The 16,017-nt window shown below is 42.6% G+C and carries 15 protein-coding genes and 1 riboswitch; of the genes, 14 read left to right on the top strand and 1 reads right to left on the bottom strand.

Annotated elements, in window-relative coordinates; genetic code table 11:
- Positions 1-12: 12 nt before the first annotated feature.
- The 9 genes from resB (at position 13) to JOJ89_RS13050 (ending at position 9,510) form a co-directional block, all read left to right on the top strand.
- A complete protein-coding gene (resB, locus tag JOJ89_RS13090; RefSeq protein WP_203287731.1) occupies positions 13-1,638 on the top strand; it encodes a cytochrome c biogenesis protein ResB in 1,626 nt (541 codons plus the stop codon).
- A gap of 20 nt (positions 1,639-1,658) precedes the next feature.
- Positions 1,659-2,834 (top strand): c-type cytochrome biogenesis protein CcsB, encoded by a 1,176-nt coding sequence (gene ccsB / locus JOJ89_RS13085; RefSeq protein WP_203287729.1) that lies wholly within the window; start codon positions 1,659-1,661, stop codon positions 2,832-2,834.
- 351 nt (positions 2,835-3,185) lie between these two features.
- Entirely contained in the window at positions 3,186-3,908 is a 723-nt protein-coding gene (locus tag JOJ89_RS13080; protein ID WP_029566080.1) for a response regulator transcription factor, read from the top strand.
- Positions 3,905-5,710 (top strand): ATP-binding protein, encoded by a 1,806-nt coding sequence (locus JOJ89_RS13075; RefSeq protein WP_242524607.1) that lies wholly within the window; start codon positions 3,905-3,907, stop codon positions 5,708-5,710. Before JOJ89_RS13080 ends, JOJ89_RS13075 begins: the two co-directional genes overlap by 4 nt.
- A gap of 77 nt (positions 5,711-5,787) precedes the next feature.
- Positions 5,788-5,972: riboswitch (cobalamin riboswitch) on the top strand.
- Between the two features lie 150 nt (positions 5,973-6,122).
- The gene (locus tag JOJ89_RS13070) at positions 6,123-6,536 is read left to right on the top strand and encodes a DUF4430 domain-containing protein (RefSeq protein ID WP_203287727.1); all 414 of its coding nucleotides are present in this window, start codon (positions 6,123-6,125) and stop codon (positions 6,534-6,536) included.
- 12 nt (positions 6,537-6,548) lie between these two features.
- On the top strand, positions 6,549-7,064 hold the full coding sequence (locus JOJ89_RS13065; RefSeq protein ID WP_203287725.1) for an ECF transporter S component: 516 nt from the start codon (positions 6,549-6,551) through the stop codon (positions 7,062-7,064).
- A gap of 80 nt (positions 7,065-7,144) precedes the next feature.
- Entirely contained in the window at positions 7,145-7,723 is a 579-nt protein-coding gene (locus JOJ89_RS13060) for a cob(I)yrinic acid a,c-diamide adenosyltransferase (protein ID WP_203287723.1), read from the top strand.
- 117 nt (positions 7,724-7,840) lie between these two features.
- Complete coding sequence (gene sigX, locus JOJ89_RS13055; protein WP_029280156.1) at positions 7,841-8,377, top strand: RNA polymerase sigma factor SigX; 537 nt, start codon at positions 7,841-7,843, stop codon at positions 8,375-8,377.
- Positions 8,374-9,510: a hypothetical protein gene (locus JOJ89_RS13050; RefSeq protein WP_203287721.1), complete on the top strand. Its 1,137-nt coding sequence runs from the start codon at positions 8,374-8,376 to the stop codon at positions 9,508-9,510. The genes sigX and JOJ89_RS13050 overlap by 4 nt, the downstream gene beginning before the upstream one ends.
- A 222-nt stretch (positions 9,511-9,732) precedes the next feature.
- Here the strand turns inward: JOJ89_RS13050 and JOJ89_RS13045 are convergent, their stop codons facing one another.
- Positions 9,733-10,989 (bottom strand): MDR family MFS transporter, encoded by a 1,257-nt coding sequence (locus JOJ89_RS13045; protein WP_203287720.1) that lies wholly within the window; start codon positions 10,987-10,989, stop codon positions 9,733-9,735.
- 528 nt (positions 10,990-11,517) lie between these two features.
- On the opposite strand from JOJ89_RS13045, the gene JOJ89_RS13040 reads away from it, so the two are divergent.
- The 5 genes from JOJ89_RS13040 (at position 11,518) to JOJ89_RS13020 (ending at position 15,948) form a co-directional block, all read left to right on the top strand.
- The gene (locus JOJ89_RS13040; RefSeq protein WP_203287718.1) at positions 11,518-12,243 is read left to right on the top strand and encodes an alpha/beta fold hydrolase; all 726 of its coding nucleotides are present in this window, start codon (positions 11,518-11,520) and stop codon (positions 12,241-12,243) included.
- 196 nt (positions 12,244-12,439) lie between these two features.
- Entirely contained in the window at positions 12,440-12,868 is a 429-nt protein-coding gene (locus JOJ89_RS13035) for a hypothetical protein (RefSeq protein WP_203287716.1), read from the top strand.
- An 80-nt stretch (positions 12,869-12,948) separates the two neighbouring features.
- The gene (locus JOJ89_RS13030) at positions 12,949-13,434 is read left to right on the top strand and encodes a hypothetical protein (protein ID WP_203287714.1); all 486 of its coding nucleotides are present in this window, start codon (positions 12,949-12,951) and stop codon (positions 13,432-13,434) included.
- 782 nt (positions 13,435-14,216) lie between these two features.
- Entirely contained in the window at positions 14,217-15,065 is an 849-nt protein-coding gene (locus JOJ89_RS13025; RefSeq protein ID WP_203287712.1) for a M23 family metallopeptidase, read from the top strand.
- Between the two features lie 70 nt (positions 15,066-15,135).
- Positions 15,136-15,948: a histidinol-phosphatase gene (locus JOJ89_RS13020; protein WP_203287710.1), complete on the top strand. Its 813-nt coding sequence runs from the start codon at positions 15,136-15,138 to the stop codon at positions 15,946-15,948.
- Positions 15,949-16,017 lie beyond the last annotated feature (69 nt).

Genomic DNA, 16,017 nt, shown 5'->3' with positions numbered 1-16,017 from the left:
GGAGTTTTCATCATGAATGAAGTGAAATGCTTATGCGGCCACAGCAATCCGCATGGAACGGTTCTCTGCGAATCCTGCGGCCGTCCTATTCAGGAAAAGGAGAACGGAAGCAAGCTGCTTGATATGAAGTATGACGGCAGTGCAAGACGGTCCCAGACCTATAAAAGAACCCCGGTCGACAAGATCTGGAATTTCTTTTCTTCCGTAAAAGTCGGGATTTGGATTATCGTTCTGATTTTAATAGCGTCAGCGATCGGCACCATTCTTCCTCAAGTGATGTACATACCGCCGAATGTGACGCCTAAAGATTTCTACCGGGAAGAATACGGCGTAATCGGCCAGCTTTATTATCAGCTTGGATTTCATGAACTTTTCAGCTCGTGGTGGTATATCGTCCTGATTGGGGCGCTGGCGGCTTCGCTTGTCATTGCAAGCCTTGACCGGTTTGTACCGCTTTACAGGGCGCTGAAAAAGCAGGGAATCACGCGCCATGAAAGTTTTATGAGAAGACAGCGCCTGTTCAGCGAGACACCGTCTGTCACTGACGCAGATGCGCAGCTGAAAATGGTGAAAGAAAAGCTTGAGAGAAAACGCTATCATGTCAGAGAAGAGAACGGCAGCCTGTTGGCTGAAAAAAACCGTTTTTCCAGATGGGGACCTTATGTCAACCACATCGGTCTGATCATCTTTTTGTTTGGAGCGATGCTCAGGTTTGTGCCGGGCATGTATGTGGATGATGTCTTGTGGATCCGCGAAGGAGAAACAAAGGTCATCCCCGGAACAGACGGCAAGTATTTTCTGAAAAGCGATCAGTTCATTATGGAAACCTACCAGAAAGAAAGCGAAGATGAAGTATTTGAAAACGCGATTACTAGAGTAGGAGACGGCAGTGTAGCCAAAAACTATCAGACAAACGTCACCTTATTTGAACGAATAGGGGAAGCGCTAATTGGCGCAGATCCTGAGCTTGAGAAAATAAAGGATGAGCAGATTAAAGTGAATCAGCCGTTAAAGCATGATTCGTATGCTCTTTATCAAGTTGATTTCAAACTGAACGAATTAAACAAGATGAAATTCAGTCTGATAGACAAAGAGACGGAAGAGAGCTTTGGTGAACTTGCCATAGATCTGCTTGATCCGAAAAAACAGTATGACCTTGGCAATGGCTATAAAGTGGAAGTTGCAAGCTACCTTCCTGATTTTTATTTCAACAGCGAGGGAGAGCCGGCAACGAAAACAAGAATACCGGATAACCCGGCATTTGTTTTTAAAATGATTTCTCCTGATAAACCTGAGGGCGAGACGAGTTTTGTTGCGATTCAGCAGACGATTGAGCCGAGTGAAGATAATCAGATGAAGATGAAGTTTGAAGGAGTCGAAACGAAAAACCTTTCTGCTCTTACGGTTAGAAAAGACAATACCCTCTGGTTCCTTGGACTTGGCGGAGCCATTTTCATGATCGGTGTCACTCAGGGCATGTACTGGAATCACCGCCGCATTTGGATCAGGCGGAACGGGGATGCCATTCTCCTTGCAGGCCATACCAATAAAAACTGGTACGGCATTAAAAAGGAAATGGAAGCTGTGCTTGAAGGAACAGTGATTGAAAAGCCGGCTGACCAGTCAGATGAGAAATAAAGCGATGAGGAGGAAAAGGTGTGGCGGCTTTAAGCAGTAATTTGCTATTTGCAGCATTCTTTCTATACCTGGCTGCAACCTTTCTTTTTGCAGGAGCAATCCGCGACAAGAGAAAAGAATATAAAAAGCCTACGAAATGGGCGTCTGCAGGCATTGCGGTAACAATCGCCGGGTTTGCAGCACAGACCGGCTATTTTATTACAAGATGGATGGCTTCCGGTCATGCTCCTGTCAGCAATCTTTTTGAGTTTACAACGTTTTTCGGCATGATGCTTGTTCTGGCATTTATTGTCCTCTATTTTATTTATAAAGTATCGGTTCTTGGATTGTTTACACTTCCTGTTGCCTTGCTTCTGATTGCCTATGCAAGCATGTTTCCAACAGACATATCTCCGCTGATTCCGGCTTTGCAGAGCAGCTGGCTTCACATTCATGTGACCACTGCGGCTCTTGGACAGGCAATCCTCTCCATCAGCTTCATTGCCGGCGTTATTTATCTGCTTCGCACGGTTGATCAGTCTGTTAAATCCAAAAAGACGTTCTGGCTTGAAACGGTGATGTACGCCCTGGTTGCAACCATTGCGTTTATTGCGATAACAAGCACATTCAGAATCATGGATTATGAAGCTGTCTATCAATGGACAGATAAAAATGAACAGCAAGCGGAAATGGTCTATAACCTTCCTGCTCTTGTAGGTCCCCATAAAGGTGAGCTCCTTACAGAAGGGAAAATGGAAGCTGCTGTTGAAGTTCCGGCCCTGATTTCAGCACGAAAACTGAATACCGTGCTCTGGTCGCTTGGAACAGGATTGCTGCTTTACGGCGCGCTTCGCCTGATTTTAAGAAAGCGGATCTCCGCCTTTTTGCAGCCGCTCGTGAAAAACGTCAACCTGGACCTTGTTGATGAAATTGGATACCGTTCGGTAACAATCGGATTTCCGGTCTTCACATTAGGCGCGCTGATCTTTGCCATGATCTGGGCGCAGATTGCATGGACTCGTTTCTGGGGCTGGGATCCGAAGGAAGTCTGGGCACTGATTACCTGGCTGTTTTATGCAGCATACCTCCATCTGCGGCTGTCAAAAGGCTGGCAGGGAGAAAAGTCCGCCTGGCTTGCTGTGATCGGTTTTGCTATCATCATGTTCAACTTGATTTTTGTGAACCTTGTCATCGCCGGTCTGCATTCTTACGCTTAAAATACGTTTTAAAAGAGCCTTCACTCCTATAAAGTGAAGGTTTTTTGGTAAAATAGGAAGTAATCATTCTTATGGCCGCTTACGCTTTTCAGTGTCTAGCTTCAGCGGCCAGCTCCTCTGCCAGAACAAAATCCCCTAAAAAGTCTAAAACCGGACTTTTCAGGTGATTTCTTATCTGGCTCCCGGAGCTAAACGTCCGCTTACACTTTTCTGTGTCCAGCTTCAGCGGCCAGCTCCTCTGCCAGAACAAAATCCCCTAAAAAGTCTAAACCCGGACTTTTCAGGTGATTTCTTATCTGGCTCCCGGAGCTGAACGTCCGCTTACACTTTTCTAATTCAGGAGGAACCTCTATGGAAACCAATCCAAACTATAAAATACTTGTTGTAGATGATGAAGACAGAATCAGAAGACTGTTGAAGATGTACCTTGAACGGGAAAACTATCAGATTGAAGAAGCCGACAACGGAAGCGATGCGCTTGAAATGGCTCTTGCAGAAGAGTATGATCTGATTCTGCTTGATTTGATGATGCCGGGCATTGACGGCATTGAGGTGTGCAGACAGCTTCGCCTGAAAAAAGCAACGCCGATCATTATGCTTACGGCAAAAGGGGAAGAAGTGAACAGGGTACAGGGATTTGAGGTCGGCACAGATGACTATATCGTTAAGCCTTTCAGCCCGAGAGAAGTTGTTTTGAGAGTGAAAGCCCTGCTGAGACGCTCTTCGACGACTTCATTCCTTAAAACAGAGACAAAGGCCAAGAACGTGATTGTCTTCCCGCATCTTTCCATTGACCATGATGCCCACCGCGTTCTTGCTGATGGAAAAGAAGTCAGCTTAACGCCGAAAGAATATGAGCTTCTTTACTTTTTGGCGAAAACGCCTGATAAAGTGTATGACCGTGAGAAGCTTTTGAAAGAAGTATGGCAGTATGAGTTTTTCGGCGACTTGAGAACGGTTGATACACATGTTAAGCGTCTTAGAGAAAAGCTCAGCAAAGTTTCACCCGATGCTGCTTCTATGATTGTGACGGTCTGGGGTGTCGGCTACAAGTTTGAGGCAGGCAGTGAATGATGTTTTGGAAAAGCGTAGTCGGTAAACTCTGGTTTACCATCCTGCTTCTTGTATCATTCGTCTTATTTGTTCTGACCGTTCTGCTGCTTCAATTTATTGAAAGTTTTCATGTTGATGAAGCCGAAAACGAACTGACTCAGCTGGCCAACAAAGTGTCTGTTATTTTGGAAAACCATGAAGACCAGGAGCTTGCAAGGTCCATCACCTGGGAGCTTGCGGATGAACTGACAAGCATTGTGATAGCCGAAAACGAAAATGAATACTGGTTTTCACCAAAGAAGTATGAAAACACGCCAACCTTCAGCATGGAGGACATCCGCGCTGACAGAGAGCTGTCAAAGGTGTTTCAGGATCAGAAAAATGTAAGCAAGCTCACCCGGCTGCCTGAAGAACAGCAAAAAAACTCCGGAAACAAGGAGGAAGTGCTTGTAGTCGGTGTTCCCTATAAAACAAGCGACGGCAAGGACGGAGCCGTTTTTATGTCACAGTCCCTGCAGGCCGTCCAAAAGACGACCGAGCACACGACAAAATACATTCTTCTTGCAGCAGGTATAGCCATCATTCTGACAACGGTTTTTGCCTTTTTCCTGTCTACTAGAATTACCTATCCATTGAGAAAAATGAGAGAGGCGACACAAGAGCTGACACGCGGCAATTTTGATACAAAAGTTCCTATTTTGAGCCACGATGAAATCGGGGAGCTTGCCATTGCGTTCAATCAGATGGGCAGACAGCTGAAGTTTAACATCAACGCTCTCAATCAGGAGAAAGAGCACTTAACGAGCATTTTAAGCAGTATGGCAGACGGGGTTATCACGCTTAATATTGATGGAACAATTCTCGTAACCAATCCTCCTGCAGAACGCTTCCTGCAGTCATGGTACTATGAACAGAAAATGCAGATTAATGAAGGGGAAGAAATTCCGCCGGAAGCAAAGGAATTGTTCCAGCGGGTTGTCAACACAGAAAGAGAGCATATCGTTGAAGTAACCCTTCAGGGAAGAAGCTGGGTGCTTGTCATGAGCCCGCTTTACAATCAGTCGTACGTCCGGGGGGCTGTTGCCGTGCTTCGGGACATGACAGAAGAGCGCAGGCTTGATAAATTGCGCAAAGACTTTATCGCAAACGTCAGCCATGAACTGAGAACGCCGATTGCCATGCTCCAGGGGTATTCTGAAGCAATCGTGGATGATATTGCAAGCTCGGATGAAGAGAAAAAGGAGATTGCACAGGTTATTTACGATGAATCGCTCAGAATGGGAAGGCTTGTCAATGACCTGCTCGATCTTGCCCGGATGGAAGCGGGTCATATTACCCTTAATCTCGAGAGCATTTCCATTCATGAATTTATTGAAAAAATAAACCGGAAGTTCCAGGGACTTGCAAGAGAAAAAGACATTACGCTCACCTCCAGCATTACACTTGACGAACCTGAATTTGTTCTCGATCCTGATAAAATTGAACAGGTTCTGACGAATCTCGTGGATAACGCTATCAGGCATACACTTGAGGGCGGTACAGTCGAAATGGCTGTGCAGTCTGCTGCCGGCGGTATTAAAGTTGATGTGAAGGATACGGGCACAGGAATTGTCGAAGAAGACCTTCCGTTTGTTTTTGAGCGTTTTTACAAAGCAGATAAGGCGAGGACGAGAGGCCGCTCCGGAACTGGCCTTGGTCTTGCGATTGCCAAGAACATTGTCGATGCTCATTCAGGATCGATTAATGTGCACAGCAAAGTAAATGAAGGAACAACATTCAGTTTCTTTCTGCCTCGAAAAACCGTTTATCCTGAAAGAATCTGACGAATATTCTTGTTTCATACGAAACACCTGTTGATGCCGCATGTCGTTTTAGGTACAATAAAAGCTGGATATAAAAGTGAATACGAAAAGAAACTGGTGCAAACTTTGCTTAATAGGGAATCAGGTGAGATGCCTGGACTGTCCCCGCAACTGTAAGTGCAGACAATACCTGCTTTTAGACCACTGTCAGAATTCAGACGGGAAGGTGCAGGCTTGAGGATGAAGCACGAGTCAGTAGACCTGCCGGGATCTTTCGAACGTTACTATTCTTCGGGGATTTGAGCATAGAAACGGCACAGGTATGGCATGAGTGCCTGCAGTTTCTTCTATGCCGTTTTTAAAAGCCCATCTTCTATAAGATGGGCTTTTTGCTTTTCCAATACATACACAACAACAAGAGGAGAGATGGACCATGAACAAATTTTACAGTTTTCTCGCAATCATTCTTCTGACACTGATGAGTGCCTGCGGAAATGCGGCAGAGCAGCCTAAAACGGAAGAAACAAAACCTGCTGCTGAGAGCAAAGAGCAGGCTGAAGAGCTGAAAGCATCTGTCACGCTGACAAAAAATGAAATGGCAGAAAAAGTAGACGCTAAAGAAATCGCTTTTGAAGAAGGAAAAAACTTGATGGATGCCATGAAGGAGAACTTTGAAATTGAAGAGTCCGGAGGTTTTATCAACGGAATTGAAGGCATCCAGGCGAGCGAAGCGGACAAAACATACTGGCATTTAATCGTTAACGGGGAAGATGCCATGACAGGAGCAAATGACATTAAGCTGAAAGACGGCGATAAAATTGAATTTGATCTGCGGAATTATGAGTAAGCGAGAGAAACAATGACAACAAGAAGAATCAGTCTTCTGTCTCTGCTTATAGCCTTGTCCGTTGTCGGCAGACTTTCCTTTCAATTTGTTCCGAACATACAGCCGATGACAGCCATCATTCTCATCACGGCGATTCTGCTCGGACCGGTTAATGGAATGATTGTCGCAGTGCTAGGCTGTTTCCTGAGCAACCTGCTGCTTGGCATGGGAACGTGGACAATCTGGCAGATGCTTGCATGGGGGATTCTGGCTCTAGTATTCGGCCTGCTTGGAAAAGCTGTCAAAAGAAACAGGCTGCTCATTTTTACCCCGACAGCTGTTCTTGCGGGATATCTATTTGGATTCATCGTTTCTCTGAATATGTTTGTCCTGACAGATAACGGACTCGCCTACTATCTTGCAGGAATCCCGTTTGATACGATGCATGCAGCAGGAAACGGCATTTTCTTTCTTGTGCTGTACCCGGTTATGCAAAAAACGTTTCAGTATTATCTGTGTAAAAACGATTATGGCGTTACACTTCAATAAAATAATGGCAGAATAAGAGAGAGACTTTCTTTTTAGCTTAGGCAAGACAGTCTGAGAACAAAGGACAGGAGCTGCTGAATATGAATTTGTATACTAGAACCGGCGATAAAGGGAAAACAAGCATTATCGGGGGCCGGGTCGATAAGGATGACCTGAGGGTAGAAGCCTACGGAACAATCGATGAGGTAAACTCTTTTACCGGTCTTGCCATGACATGGATGAACGATGAAAGCCTGAAAGACATGAAGCAGGAATTTGAAAAAATCCAGCATGAACTTTTTGACTGCGGAAGCGATCTTGCTGTCATCCACGGCAAGCAAAAGCATCCCTATAAAACAACACCTGACATGATTGAGTTTCTTGAAACGCGAATTGATGCGTACACAGCAGAAGCCCCTCCGCTCGAGCGATTCATTCTTCCTGGAGGGACAGAGGCGGCTGCTGCCATCCATGTGGCAAGGACCGTGGCAAGAAGAGCGGAGCGATGTATTGTTTCGCTCAAAAAAGAAACGGAAATCAATGAGCATGTTTTAACGTATATGAACAGACTTTCCGATTATTTCTTTGCGGCTGCGAGAGCGGCAAATGCCAGACTCGGTTCAAAAGATGTGGAGTATGAAAGAAGTGCCATCGTATTTACGAAAAAGAAAGAGTCATAATTTCTTTGAAAAGGAAGGCGGAAACTGCCTTCCTTTTTCTATGCAATCCCGATATAGTAAAAGATGTGTAACTTTTTATTCTTCATTCCGACTAATGTATTGATTGGAGGTTCGTTCATGGAAGAGGCCTTTCAAAGGATTTATGAAAAATATCACAGCGATCTTTTCCAGTTCTTGTTTTATATGGTGAAGAATCGTGAACAGGCCGAGGACCTCGTTCAGGAAGTGTATATACGAATATTAAAATCACACAGCAGTTTTGAAGGACGGAGCAGTGAGAAAACCTGGATCCTCTCCATTGCAAGACATGTTGCGATTGATTTTTTCCGCAAACAGAAAACACTTAAACAGCGAATCTTTGAAGCGTTTGACTGGGACCGTGAGCAAATACGGGATCAGCAGCCGCTGCCGGAGGAAATTGCTGCTTTAAATGAAGAGATGCAGATGGTTTACCGGATGCTTGATACATGCACGGTCGATCAGAAGGCCGTCGTTATCTTAAGGTATATTCAGGGAATGTCCATTGCCGATACAGCAGCAGCCCTCGGATTTACGGAAAGTAAAGTGAAAACGACCCAGCACAGAGCGCTGAAAGCTCTGAAAAATAAGTTATCTGAACACTCGATCAGGAAGGAGGGAATAGCAAAGGGATGAATCAATCAAAATGGAACGATGAGCAGATTACCGATAAACTTCAAGCCATGCCGGATATCAAAGACCGGAGGACGCAGCAGCAAATCTACACCAGTTTGCAGCAGCGTATGCACAAAAAGAAAGTTCAATGGAAAGCACCGGCTCTTGCAAGCTTTGCCGCCCTTTTTATTCTTTTAATCCTTTCACCCTTTTTCCTTCAGAACTTCCAGATGAGTGATAGCAGGTCTGAATACAGTGCGGATAAAGCAGCTGAAAGCGGCCAGGTGTCTGAAGAAAACGCAGACATGAAATTAGAAGCAAAATCTGCACCAGAGCCTGAGAAAAAGTCATTTGTAGCAAGGACAAAGGACAATCAAACGATTGTAACGGTTGCCTATCCCGATCTTCAGGTTCAAAATACGATACCGCTCAGCTTTCAGTTCGATTCCTCTGACTCGTACATGACTCTTTTTGAGTCGGCGCTGACTTCATTTGACCCGATGAGCGCCGGACTGAGTCCTTCTGCGCTCTCAGGAACAAAGCTCTCGTATGAGACAGGAGAAGAACGGATGTCTGTTGACATAAAAGGCAATGCATATGCGACTTCAAGCTCAGAAACAGAAAACAGGCTCTTTACAGAAGGTCTTGAAGAGTCTTTCCGCTGGCAGGATGCCTCTCAGGCTGACTATTATACCGGCGGCGAAAAGGGAGCGGAAATCGGAGCGTATGGCTATCAGGATAAACTGACTTTCAAAAAGTTCAAGAAGAAAGCCTATTTCCTGTATCAGGAGAGCCTGGACTCACCTAAATTCCTGGCGCCTTCCCTTCTATCCTTCAACAAGCTGACAGATGCCCTGACGGCTATGAAAGAAAAAGGGACACTCGGATTAAAACCGGTGATCGAAGAAACAGTTATCATCGATGAAATAAAAGAAACAGAAAATGGAGTAACCATTGAATTCACAGACGCCTCAACAATTGATGATAACGAAACAGATACACTGATGCTCGAAGCGATTTTGATGACTGCCAAAGATTTCGGCTACGAAAGTGTAAAATTCGAAGGAATCGAAGCCGGCAGAATTGGTGAAATGGACGTAACACAAGCCGTGCCCGTCCCGTTCTCGCCGAACCCTGTCGATCTTGAGGAATAGCAGTAAAAACCCGCAGCCTGACGCTTGCGGGTTTTTTGCCGTTATTAAAAGAAACAAGAGGGTGCTGCAACTATATTTATGGCTATCAGATGGGATATTTGTCATATTATTGTAAATATTGGTTGTAGAGTTCAAGGGCAGTTAGTTGAATAACTTAAGAGACTAAAGTGGAGGATGTGATATTAGAAGGCGTAATTCATTAGTACGCCTTCTAATTTTAGCTTAATCTCCATCCACCATCTTTAGTTGGGGAGAGTAAAGCCTAAATAACTTAATGTATAACAGTACACCGATAAAGGAAAAGGCCACAATTAAACTAAAGATGCCCACAGGTGGAATAAAGCTGGCCAGAAAAACGGTCAACGGTGCCATTGCTTTTCCTAAAGTATTTTGTAAACTGTCCGCTGCAAGATATTGGCCTCTTGCATGTTCAGGTGCATAGTGGCTGACAAAACTTTGAGTTACAGGTGTCCGCACAATCTCACCGAAAGTGAAGATAACCGTAACAAACAATAAGTACCAGATGTTATTATTCATTCCTACTAGAAATGTGCCGATCCCTGCTAACAGTGATGAAAGAATGAATATATTCCGTTCCTGCCAATTCTTAAACCAGTTCGTTACAGGAAGGATAAATAGGACAAATAAGAGACCATTGAAACCAACAAGCCATCCGAAAATTTCATTGCTGGATAAGATGAGTGAATCACCATTCCATGTAAAGAGCGGCTGAGCTGGTACATTATTTATGATGTATACCGGCAAATAGAGGTCAAGCTGCATAATTGGGAATAGAGAGAAAATTCCTGCCCCCACATAAACCATGAAAATTTTATCTCTAAAGATAATGGTGTATCCATTCCACCTTTGTTTAAAAGAATGTTTAAGAGGACTTGTCAAATCAAGTTCCTTTTTAGATTTAGGCAATGTTTCATAAGTAATATAGTAAATCGCCATTAAATATAGGAATAAAACGAATGCACAGGTCCAAAGAAGTTCTTGACGATATTGGAAAAAGAAAATGGCTCCGATTACCGGACCGAGCACAGCACCAATATTATTGACTGTCATGAACGTCGCAAATACCTGACGAAGATTCTTCTCAGGCACCAAGTCTGCAACCATTGCAGAACTTGCAGGCCGGTAGAGAGAAAAACCTATCCCAATACCAATAAAGGCAATATAATCTATCCAGGGTGATGTAGAAAAGGCAAACATGACGAACATCAGCATTTGAATTAATGTGCCAAAAAGCATTACGGGTCGCCGCCCAAGAGAATCAGCAACATTTCCTCCAAGCAAGCTTCCAATTATACTAAGAATTGGTGGCATAGACATTAACAAACCAGCAATCTTAAAACCAAGTATTTCGCCAAAATAAACGGTGATAAAAGGGAAGTACATCCAAAAAAGCAGGTTGAATAGACCTTCTCCAACAAGCCGGACCTTTAAATTCTTATCCCAAATAAATTTTTCCACAGCAATCTTCCTTTCCGCTTATGTGATGCCCAGGCCTGGGTATGTATAATATAGGCAATATTTCAAGAAAGATATAGACTTATATTCAGCTATAAATTATAATAATATTATGAAAAACAAGCATAGCAGGTCTTATTTGAAATGTCCCAAAAAAAGAACACATGTTCCTTCAGTTGGATAATTAATGATAATTAAGCTAAAGATCACATCTGATCTTTAGCTTTTTGCATTTTTCAAAAGCGGTGCGAAAGGTGCTAATTCTTATACGATTCCCGGAGCCAGATACCATTTGATTTTAGGTTTTCCTCCAAAACGGAACCCCTAAGTATAATGCTTTCGGTTTTTTTGCCGTGGGGTAAAGATACAGGAAGGGGACTGAGCCTGACTATATCTAAGGAATTGGACTTATCAGCGCAGCATATGGGATATTTGTGATATTATTGTAAATATTGGTTATTCCGTTAAAAGATTAAATTCAATAAGCTAATGTTATTAACAAAGGAACAAAAAAGTGAGGATTTTATCAATATGTCTAAAGAGATGTATATAAAAGTATGTGATTTTTTAATGTTTGCTAATTTGCTAGGAGAAAAAAAGGGGAAGCCAACCGTTGTTATGGATGCTGGGTATGGGGATTATTCAAAAGGGTGGAATGCCATCATTTACGAAGTTTCTCTGCTCACAGAAGTTATTGTGTTTGATAGAGCAGGTTTAGGCAGAAGCGAGCCTAGCTCTAATCCCAGAAATAGCAGAGAGATGGTAAAGGAACTGAAAGAACTTTTAGATAAATTGAATATAATTCCTCCATATATACTGGTAGGACATTCTTTTGGGGGTGTAAATGCACGCTTATTTGCGAGCTATTACCCTGAAAATGTTTGTGGGCTGCTTCTAGTAGACTCTACTCCCGAGGATTACCGAGAAAGATTTCTTCCGACGATGTCTGAAGAGTTTCAAGAAGCCTACAATAAGCAATTTGTTCACGAAGGTAATTATGAAGAATTTATGCAAAGTTTACATCAAATAAAAGAAGATCAAAAGAAATTAAACATACCCTTAATAGTTCTTTCTGCAGGCAAAAAAAATCACTACTCATCCAAGTCACAAGATTTATGGAATACAATGCAAGAAGAACTTCTTCAAATATCTTCTATCAGTGAATTTATAATTGCTGAAGACAGTACACATTACATGCAAAATGATGAACCGGCATTAGTTGTAGATGCTATTAGAAGGCTAATTGAAAATTGTTAGGCAGGAGTGATGAAGTAAATGTAATTTGATTTGGGTAAAGGAGAAAAAAGATGTTTTTAAAACAGAAAAATATGACTTCTGAAGATGAGGTTCCTGGTGGCAAATATGATTTTAGACAACAATAGATTGCGGCACATAGGTACATATCTCTTTTACGAAAGATTTTATTTAAGCAATAAAAAGGATTTGGTTATAGATGACAAAGATGTTTTCAAAAGATGGGTTCTCTTATTTCGAAATTATATTAAAAGAAGTGGAATATCGTTTGCCGAGCATATGTGTAGACTTAGAATTTCATAATCGGGGATTTACAGCAGCTTTACCGAATGTCTGGATTGAATTATCAAGCATTGAAAAATTTTTGGGTGAAAGCAAAGATATTTCTTTTATAGATACTTTTCAGCATGCTTTTACAAGTATGAGCCCTGAAGAAGTGATTATTAATGCGAATAAGGTAAGTCCTTCGACTTGCCAAATCAGATATACATTAAATAAAACGTATTATTCAAGTGATCTTAATCCTGTTCTTGAATCCGTACAACAAAAAGGCTCATTTGAACTGGAAGTATATAAAATAGAAGAATCAAGAAAAGCCCTCCTAGAAATTAGAGACCTATTTCATTAAATTCATTTTTTGATATTTAACAATCGGAGGCGATTTCTGCACAAAGTGATCACCTCCTCATAGTAAGGGGGTTTAGGAATATGAAGAAATTCATTTTGATTATAGCTCTAAGCATAATAATAGTACTTGCTGGACTTTATTCTTTTCTCAAAATCAATTCTCCATTGGTCAGTGGTACAGTTGGTTCAACACAAGATAATAAAGCAGTTGTTGTTGCAATAGGGAATAAGGGGTTTGGAAACTTGAAGATTAATGAAGTTCTAGTAAATAATTATAATGAACCTATGAAGCTGAAAATTCAGGTCACAAATCCCCTTAAAGGTTTCGTTATATCCAAAACGTTTGACGAAAAGGAATTTGGCATTAGTAATATTGATACTATTGACATTGAGTCCGACACATCACCAATAACACAGTTAGAAAGGATGAATGATGGAACGGCAACTATAAATGATAAAAGTTATGGAATAAGTGTTGTACATAACGAACCCATAGAAAGATTGCATATAACATATAGTCACTTTGGATTGAAATTTGAAGAAACGGTATCGGTTAATAATCCTTAAATGGCCGGATGGTTACCTCAATCCGCCCTTTACAAAAGTTGATTTAATAGCAAGTATGTTATCTCTCTCTATTTTTGTTGTTTTTTTTACTCGGTTGGGAAAATTGTATAAACGGTTTTATACCATTTCATTAAGGAAAAAGATTTTACTGTCTATCCCAACTTTTCTTATGGCTGGATTAATTACAGGCATAATTATGTCTCACGTTTTTGGTCTAGAGTAACTTTGCTTCTTCAGCAATCGGGGCTCCTGGATCTTAAGCTTTTTCCTCTTGGATTCCTGTAAACTTCACAACTTATTTATGAAGGTTCTTAACTATATATTCCGGCTGCATTTCAATCACCACTCACCAGTGGACTGAAGCGGAAGGCACTTGACTCCTTGTCCAGCTGCAGCGCCCAACTCCTCTGTCAGAACAAAATCCCCCAAAAAGTCAAACCCGGACTTTTCGGGTGATTTCTTATCTGACTGCCGGAGCAAAACGGGCGCTTCCGCATTTCTAAGGGATGAAGAGGGCACGGGAGACCCCGCAGGCTGGCCGAGGAGGCTCCCGGCACTCCCCGCGGAAAGCAAGTGACTGGAGCGCAAGGGAACGGGTACACCTTAAAACCAACAATCCGCACAAAGTCAGCCTCACATTTAAGATAAGAGAAGAATAATTAGTTCTTATCTAACAGAATGCTGTCCCCCGTCTTCACACAACTTTAACGTATGAATTGGCAAAGACTGCATAATACTAGTATTGGTCATTTTTTGACAAATGAACAAACTAGGGGGAACTCATGTTAGATTTGCTAAGAAGGTTATCCATCGCTCTGATTGTCGGAATATGCGTCATGCTGCTCTTTGTCGGAGGAACACTGGCAAAAGCAGAAAGTCCAGCTGAAGACAAAAGCTGGATTCATCCCGTCAAGGGCACGATAACAGACACATTCGGAACAAGAAGCGGAAAACATAAAGGAATTGACATCGCAGCACCTGAAGGAACAGCCATTTCGGCCGTACAGTCAGGAACCGTTACAAAATCCTATCTTTCAAGTACATACGGCCACGTCGTCTTTATTTCTCACCCTGAAGGATATGAAACGGTCTATGCCCATCTGAGCAAAAGGACCGTTTCAGAAGGGGAACAAGTAGCAAGGGGCCAAAAAATCGGCGTGATCGGCAATACCGGTGTTTCAAGAGGAACTCACCTGCATTTTGAAGTACATAAAGGAAAATGGACATACGATAAAAAACAGGCTGTTGATCCATTTATCATGGTGGCAGCCCACTCTATAGAAGTCGTTCCCGCGACGGCACAGCCTGCTGCTGAAGATGGATCTGTCACTGTCCAAAAAGGGGACACGCTGTGGGGAATTGCCAACAAAAATGGACTGAGCGTAGAAGGTCTGAAGAAGATAAACGGCCTTGTATCTGACCATTTATACGCAGGCCAGAAGCTGATGATTGAGCAAAGAACGGCTTCCGTCAGCCAGTACACCGTCAAAAAAGGAGATACCCTGTTTTCAATAGCAGAACAGCTTCAAACCTCTGTACAGCAGCTGAAACAAGAAAATGACCTGTCATCTGAGGCTATTTTTCCTGACCAAATGCTGAAAATTACTCATTCTTCAGCTTCTTCTAAATAAACTGAAAATACATTGTCACACTTTCCAAAAAGCGATATAATAGGACAAAACTTCGCGGGGGGAGCAGACAATGCGCACCGACTATCACAATCATCTTGAAAGAGGCACTTTGACGCTTGATTATTTAAAGGAATTTACAGATGAAGCTGCCGCAAAAGGCATCCAGCATTTCGGAATTTCCGAGCATGCCTATCATTTTTATCAGACAAAAAACATCCTTAGCAATCCTTGGGTAGACGAGAGACGCTACTATGATATGAAGGATTACGTGTCACTTTTTCACCAGGCATGGAATCAGGGAATCGATGTGAAAATGTCGATTGAAATGGACTATACGCCTGGCAGACATGCTGAAATGAAGTCGTTTATTGATACATATGATTTTGATTATGTGATCGGTTCCATACACTGGGTGGATGACTTTGGAATTGACCTGAAGGAATATTTGCATGAATGGGACAAGCGTAATGTAAATGAAGTGTATGAACATTATTTCGACCAGGTCGTCACCCTGGCCCAGTCGAATCTGTTTGATATCGTCGGCCACCTGGATCTTGTCAAAATTTTTAAATACGTCCCGGATGATGAAGAGTTTCTGATGAAGCAGTATGACCGGGCGACAGATGCTCTTGCTCAGTCCAAGACATGCGTTGAGATCAGCACTGCAGGGCTAAGAAAGCCAGTCGGTGAACTGTATCCTGATGAAAGGCTCTTAAAGCTGTGCCATCAAAAGCAAATTCCGATTGTCCTATCTTCGGATGCGCATGTCCCGGGTGATGTTGGCGCAGATTATGACCAGGCTGTGGCTCTTGCTAAGAGAGTGGGCTACACTTCTCTGATGACATTTTCAAAAGGCGAGCGCAAAGAAGTTCCATTAGATTGAAGAAGGAGACTGCAGGCTGATGCCCGCGGTCTTTTTTACATGAAAAAACATTTCTGCTGTAAAAATTTC

Source organism: Metabacillus sp. cB07 (assembly GCF_016839225.1).
Taxonomy (GTDB): Bacteria; Bacillota; Bacilli; order Bacillales; family Bacillaceae; genus Bacillus_P; species Bacillus_P indicus.
The sequence above is the reverse complement of the archived record's forward strand: the minus strand, read 5'-3'. Positions and strand labels throughout refer to the sequence as shown.

What these genes read in the sequence shown, in the direction of transcription:
- resB (WP_203287731.1), top strand. Translation starts at nt 13, where the DNA reads ATGAATGAAGTGAAATGCTTATGCGGCCACAGCAATCCGCATGGAACG.
- JOJ89_RS13080 (WP_029566080.1), top strand. Translation starts at nt 3,186, where the DNA reads ATGGAAACCAATCCAAACTATAAAATACTTGTTGTAGATGATGAAGAC.
- JOJ89_RS13075 (WP_242524607.1), top strand. Translation starts at nt 3,905, where the DNA reads ATGATGTTTTGGAAAAGCGTAGTCGGTAAACTCTGGTTTACCATCCTG.
- JOJ89_RS13070 (WP_203287727.1), top strand. Translation starts at nt 6,123, where the DNA reads ATGAACAAATTTTACAGTTTTCTCGCAATCATTCTTCTGACACTGATG.
- JOJ89_RS13065 (WP_203287725.1), top strand. Translation starts at nt 6,549, where the DNA reads ATGACAACAAGAAGAATCAGTCTTCTGTCTCTGCTTATAGCCTTGTCC.
- JOJ89_RS13060 (WP_203287723.1), top strand. Translation starts at nt 7,145, where the DNA reads ATGAATTTGTATACTAGAACCGGCGATAAAGGGAAAACAAGCATTATC.
- sigX (WP_029280156.1), top strand. Translation starts at nt 7,841, where the DNA reads ATGGAAGAGGCCTTTCAAAGGATTTATGAAAAATATCACAGCGATCTT.
- JOJ89_RS13050 (WP_203287721.1), top strand. Translation starts at nt 8,374, where the DNA reads ATGAATCAATCAAAATGGAACGATGAGCAGATTACCGATAAACTTCAA.
- JOJ89_RS13040 (WP_203287718.1), top strand. Translation starts at nt 11,518, where the DNA reads ATGTCTAAAGAGATGTATATAAAAGTATGTGATTTTTTAATGTTTGCT.
- JOJ89_RS13035 (WP_203287716.1), top strand. Translation starts at nt 12,440, where the DNA reads ATGACAAAGATGTTTTCAAAAGATGGGTTCTCTTATTTCGAAATTATA.
- JOJ89_RS13030 (WP_203287714.1), top strand. Translation starts at nt 12,949, where the DNA reads ATGAAGAAATTCATTTTGATTATAGCTCTAAGCATAATAATAGTACTT.
- JOJ89_RS13025 (WP_203287712.1), top strand. Translation starts at nt 14,217, where the DNA reads ATGTTAGATTTGCTAAGAAGGTTATCCATCGCTCTGATTGTCGGAATA.
- JOJ89_RS13020 (WP_203287710.1), top strand. Translation starts at nt 15,136, where the DNA reads ATGCGCACCGACTATCACAATCATCTTGAAAGAGGCACTTTGACGCTT.